Annotated in this window: 5 protein-coding genes and 1 pseudogene; 3 read left to right on the top strand and 3 right to left on the bottom strand. The window is 44.3% G+C overall.

Annotated elements, in window-relative coordinates; genetic code table 11:
- Positions 1 to 997 (top strand): DUF1561 family protein (locus tag LEP1GSC194_RS03230; protein ID WP_020772289.1); only part of this gene is annotated, 997 nt, incomplete at its 5' end.
- Between the two features lie 514 nt (positions 998 to 1,511).
- Here the strand turns inward: LEP1GSC194_RS03230 and LEP1GSC194_RS03220 are convergent.
- The 3 genes from LEP1GSC194_RS03220 to LEP1GSC194_RS03210 form a co-directional block, all read right to left on the bottom strand.
- Positions 1,512 to 1,871, bottom strand: a complete 360-nt coding sequence (locus LEP1GSC194_RS03220; RefSeq protein ID WP_036041211.1) for a helix-turn-helix domain-containing protein — start codon at positions 1,869 to 1,871, stop codon at positions 1,512 to 1,514.
- Between the two features lie 70 nt (positions 1,872 to 1,941).
- Entirely contained in the window at positions 1,942 to 3,246 is a 1,305-nt protein-coding gene (locus LEP1GSC194_RS03215; RefSeq protein ID WP_036041209.1) for a glycosyl hydrolase family 18 protein, read from the bottom strand.
- A 56-nt stretch (positions 3,247 to 3,302) separates the two neighbouring features.
- Entirely contained in the window at positions 3,303 to 3,728 is a 426-nt protein-coding gene (locus LEP1GSC194_RS03210; RefSeq protein WP_036041203.1) for a hypothetical protein, read from the bottom strand.
- 129 nt (positions 3,729 to 3,857) lie between these two features.
- On the opposite strand from LEP1GSC194_RS03210, the gene LEP1GSC194_RS03205 reads away from it, so the two are divergent.
- Both LEP1GSC194_RS03205 and LEP1GSC194_RS03200 read left to right on the top strand, forming a co-directional pair.
- Positions 3,858 to 4,721, top strand: coding sequence for an Rpn family recombination-promoting nuclease/putative transposase (locus tag LEP1GSC194_RS03205; protein WP_456297469.1), 864 nt, complete (start codon positions 3,858 to 3,860; stop codon positions 4,719 to 4,721).
- 418 nt (positions 4,722 to 5,139) lie between these two features.
- Positions 5,140 to 5,472 (top strand): annotated as a pseudogene (locus LEP1GSC194_RS03200) (hypothetical protein); the annotation flags it as partial.
- Positions 5,473 to 5,676: the final 204 nt, after the last annotated feature.

Here is a 5,676-nt window from a genome sequence, read left to right as displayed (position 1 = left end):
GAATTGGGGTGTTGCTTATGCAGCTAAACCTTCTTATTTGGAAAAAGATACAACCAATAGTCCGACCTCTCTGTTTACCGTTGATAAAAACTTACTGGATTGGGCGCGTTACACGGCCGGCAATCTCGGTAAGACGGAACAATATTGTCCGGCCGGTAGCAAGGAAAGTCATGCGTATAAAAGAGAAAAAAGGACCTTACCGCCCGACTTTCAACTAAGCGATGCTTGGATTCGAAGACTTTATGACATAGCGGTTTCAACTATACGTGTGAGTCGGGTACGTGGGGTATGTGGGGTATGTCTGCTTCATAGTTTTCAGATGCTGGCGGAGCTTCAGGAGCATCATTCGCAAGGACCTCTTCAGAGCGGAGGTTATTTTTTCGATACGGCTCCGGATACGGATCCTTTTATCTCGTTCGGACAACGTTATCCGCTATTGGAAATGTTGCTGACAGACGTTCCTAACGTATATGGTCCCGTCGCCGGTTACACAACCAGACAGTTAACATTGGCATCGGCTAGGACTATGTTGCCTCAGTACAACTGGATTCTTTCTGATGTATATTCCACTCGGTCCGAGATCGTATCCCACATTAACACACTCATAAGTTCTCCCCCCGGAAGCATTTGGCTCCCGGTAATGATACGTCGTCGTCAGGACGGAACTTTATCGGCGCATGCCGTTCCGATTCTAAGGACCTCTCAAGGGATAGTAGTAATTCCGACGGCCTTGCGTTCGAGGCCACTGGACTTCTTCAGACAATCTTTAACGCCCACCACAGATCCGCTCGAGGTAATAAATAGACTGGAAACGCCGCAAAGGACTCTGGTATCATTGACGACTATACAATTAGGCGAGGTTTACCGCAATAATTTCGACTTCGTAATCTCTAACAGAAATTGCACCGGAGAAAACGAGGACAGAAGAGGCACGGGAGCATACCCGACCAGCGCATCCGTAAATCAGTGTTCGGGGGGTAGGTGTGCGCTGCTTTAAGTCAGTGATTTAGAATGAAACTTATCGCCTAATGTTCGTTAGGTTTTACAGGGATTCTCGACATCTTTTGAATCAAAGTAACGCCTAACGAACCTTCGCTATCGAAATTTTGAAATTCGTCTAAACAATGTTTGATGAAAAGAACAAAGGCAAGGTCAAATTGGATTTGCGGATAGAACAGGATCTTTTTGAAAGTGTGGGAACGTTTTAAGATGTTAGGAGGGAAATTAGACGTTAGGCGGGGGAAGAATCCCCCTAAGAAAAGCCGCGTAACGCGTCTTTTCTTACCCCCTCTCCGGGCTACTTCTTCGTGGTTTAGGCCCGGACCAATCTCGCGATCCATAGAGAGCGAGATTGCCAACGAGCAGCGACAGCGTCGCGAGTGGCTCTTTGCAAAAGCAAAGAAAGATCGCGATCCATAGAGAGCGAGATTGCCAACGAGCAGCGACAGCGTCGCGAGTGGCTCACAACGAAGTAGGGAATTTTTGTTTAAACACAATAAAATCCGAACCCACTACCGTTCGGAAAGTTCCTCGGTTTCCACAAAATGACTTTTAAAAAATTCCTCAACGCCTGCTCTCGAATAAAGGATACTTCCGTCGGTCAATCTCCAAAATTTTCCGAGCAATCCTTCCCTTCGATAATCGCCGACCCTTCTGATCGTTCGTTTTAACAAAGCCGCAACTTCCTTAGGGGTCATCGTATCGAGAGGGTTCTTTGGAACGGCCGCATCGGACAAGTTAGACGAATTGTTTTTCGGTCCCAATTTGGGAACGCGTGTGGGATCCGCCAACAGAGAACCGTTTTTCGTATAACCGAACATTCCTTTTTCCTGATTTGAATTGCGAGAGTTGTTACTTTTCTTTTTGATCATGAGCAAACGAAAATACTCGTTCTCAATTGTCAAGCATTCGGCGTAACGAACCGAAACGGTCCCAAAGAAATCAAAACCGCTTCGAAACGTTCTCTTTGTTCTCGGGTTCGTTTTGGATCATCGACTTAAGATAGGAATGAATTTCCGGATCGTTGTCCTGAATCAGCTGCCAAAACGAGAATCCGCGTATTTTATATTTTTTTAATAGATTCATTTTCGTTTCGAAGGATCTTCGGTTCATATAAAACGCGACACGATCGCAACCTCCCAAAGTGTACCAAAGGGAAGGATCGTCGTAAACGTGTCCGTCGTGACGGTATAAATAAGGACGAAGATAAATCCAATCCCCCGATTTTTTGGAGTCTTTAAAGATCTTTATTACGTCCGTCGGTTCTTCGACTCTCGGATTCCAGTTCGTTTTGATATGTTGAGCGCGGGAATAAAATACCGCCTTGGAAGGTATGTCGCAGTTCAACGGCCAATCGTAACCGTAGGTCGGGATCGCCATATACAATTTCATATTCGGAATCTTTTGTGTAGAATATTCTAATATTCTTTCGATCCACCAGGAAGGCGCCTGAGGACCGGGACCCGGAAACGCGTTTTTTCTAGGATGCAGTTCGTAGGCCATAATCTTGACCTTATCGGCCACCTTGCCCAAAAATTCATAGTCGTGCGAAAGTTGTCCCCGATAGGCCTCGTAAAAATCCACCTGCATCTTTTTTCCGTTTTCTTTACAGAAATACTCGGACGGCTTTTCCGCGTACGTTTTGGGATGAATTGCGACCGATAAGAGTTTATTCCTTTTTTTTAATTCTTGGGAAAGAAGGGTAAGGAACGTTTCGAAACTTTCCTTTTTATCGCAGGTCATACCTTCGTAATCGATGTCGATCCCGTCGTAATCGTAGGTTTCGATTTCTTTTAAGATTTGTCGAATGTGATGATCCCGTATCTTTGTGTTTCCGTTCCAACCGATGGCGTCCGAAACTTTCTCAAAATCGTTCTCCCATCGAAAAATGGTCGGAATCACTTTCGTATTCGGAGAGATCGTTTTCAAGGCCCAAATATAAACTTCCTGCGCCTCTCGATTCCATACGGATTTGATATTTCCGGTATTACTTCTACCGCCTTCCAAGGTATAAAGAAAAGGATGAATCTCGTCGTATAAACGTATGTTTTGAGTCATCGCGACGATGTCGGAAGACCAAGTGGAAGCGAGAAATTCCCTTTCGTTCGGCTCCGATCGTTTTTCCGAATTGTTAAGCGAAGTGAAAATTTCCGACACCGATACGACGAACGAGGAGCGAAACCGGTACGATATCGCCGCTACAATCGTTATCGTCAAAATGAAAAAGAATAAAAGTTTGGATTTCAAAGTGCGTCCGATTTTCAACCGAGCTAATTAGGATTTGTGGATCCTATTGCAAAAATTTAGATTTGAATTCCCCGTTTTTTCAAAATGTCCAGGGCGGTTTGTTTCAACAAGGGATGAATCCGAAACTCGGAAGCGTCCGGAAAATCGGAAGAGGTCGGAACTCCGGCGCCGGGTGCGGTTGGGTCTGCAGGCTCCGATTTAAACTTATCGGCGCCGATCCATTGACTGAAGGCCCAAATCATTCTTTGGAAAATTTCATCGATCCGTTTTTGATAACCCGCCTTTTTGTAATAACCGTAGGCAAGCAGAGGCATTTTCTTTTCGTACATAAAATGATCGCCTAAACGAATCAGCCCGTCCTTATATTCCGCTTTTATAAAAAGATCTCTGGCCTTTCGGATATCGCCCTCGTTAAAAGCCCGATTGCCTTCTCGAATCGTTTCCGCCCTTTCTCTGGAATCCATATCCAAACCATCGGACATTTTTCGGATTTTCGCAAGTGAAAAACGACTCAATAAAAACCGTGCAGGGGAGAATGTCAGCTCGATTGTTTAAATGACGTTTCCTTAAAAGGTATTGACTCCGGAGCGTAGCGACTTCAAAGATTTAGCATGAACTTTTTGCCCTTAACGTCGGATTGGATGTTTAAGACATTGTTCGTGAAAGAACCAAAACTACTGATATCGATGTTAAACAGCGTGATATTCGCGAACAAAGAACACCGGATCCAGGAGATAACGATTCTAAACCCGGAGCTAACGGGGACGTCACGGAACGACAAACGTTCGTATCTGGACATAAGGGCAAAGGACGAGACGGATAGAAACTTCCATGTGGAAATCCAAGTGGCACACGAGAACTCGTTTGTAAAACGGGGTTTGTATTACCTTTCGGGACTAATCCGGGATCAATTGAAATCCGGGGAAGGCTACAGCGATTTGAAAGCTGTCTATCAGGTGAATATAGTTGACTTTAATTTGATCTTGAGTGAGAATTATCACAGTAAATTCAAATTTCGAGAAGAGAGTAACCCTGAAATCACTTTAACGGACGAATTGGAAATTCATTTTTTAGAATTGCCTAAGTTTTTGAAATTGAACGTGAGCGAACTGGAAAGTGATTTGGAGAGTTGGTTGTATGTGTTCAAACATACGAGTGAATTGGAGGAGGCAGAGATGAGTATATTAGTGGACAAGACTCCGGATCTGAGTAAAGCGTTTACGATCTTGGAACAATATTCCAATGATCCGAAGAGGCGAGCGGAAATAGAAGAGAAACTCAAATCGGACCGAGACTATGTGTATGACTTAGCGGCTCGTTTCGAAGCGGGCGAACGCCAAGGCATTGAGAAAGGCGAGTTTAAAAAGGCTTTAGAAGACGCTCGTAAGATGCTTGCGGAAGGGATCAAACTCGATGTGGCCCTGCGAGTCACCGGCCTGACTGAGAAAGACCTTCGGGATCACGGTATTCGTTGAGGTTTGAGAAAAAATTTCTCAAACCTCCATCTTTATTTGACAAAACTGGTGTATAGGCAACTCTTTGATATATCAAAGAGTTGATTCTGACTCTTAAAGCCTCCTTCCATTTTTTCCTTTAAAACTACAAAAACAAGCTCGAACTGCACACGGTGTGCAGAATCCATGTCACCTAATAGATATTAGGTGATTTTAACTCTTGACACAAATCACAAGATTTTGTAGTTTGCCGTTGCGCCTTGTGGTTTATAAAATCGGCATATTCCAGTTTCTTGAACTTCAGAAAGACTTTCCAAGCAACGCTTGGAAACCGTTCGTAAACCAGATCCTTGATTACAACTGCGTGAGCGATCGAAGTGGAAATCCTGCAACGCAACATGAGTTAAATTCGGAAACTGGAATATACATAAAGCTTGAAATGGTGCGTTGCAGATTGAAACGAAGAGCGCGACCCGACGCAAAGCGGCGGGGCACGCCCCTGACATCTGACCCCTATTTACTGACATCTAAAATAGATGCGATGGGAGTACTCGCAGAAGCGCAATACCAAGTAGCGAGAGACGCGTATTACTCAAAAGCCGAGAACTATACCAAACAAATCGGAGTTGGCAACGAAGACAAGATCGCTGTGAAAGTGGACGCAAAAGTAGTACTGCAAGAAAGAGAAAAGTTCGCCTCGGACTTACTGAAGAAAATCACCCGCACAACCAACGGAGAAACGATTGCATACAACGTAGAAACAAACATCTACAGTGCAGAACCCACACCAAAGGTAGCAAGCTGGGTCCGGAAAACCGGAATGCCGCTTGAAAAGGTGAAATGATAAGATGACACCTTCACGGAGATCGAATAAAAAAAAGAAACACCGACTAATTGAAATTAGCCGGTGTTTGAATGTGAAAAACTACTTTCTCTTTTTCGAAATAGCAGAATGATCAGAACAAGGATCACAGAG

It is taken from the genome of Leptospira alstonii serovar Sichuan str. 79601 (assembly GCF_000347175.1).
Classification (GTDB): domain Bacteria; phylum Spirochaetota; class Leptospiria; order Leptospirales; family Leptospiraceae; genus Leptospira; species Leptospira alstonii.
This window is presented reverse-complemented; position numbering and strand designations above follow the sequence as displayed.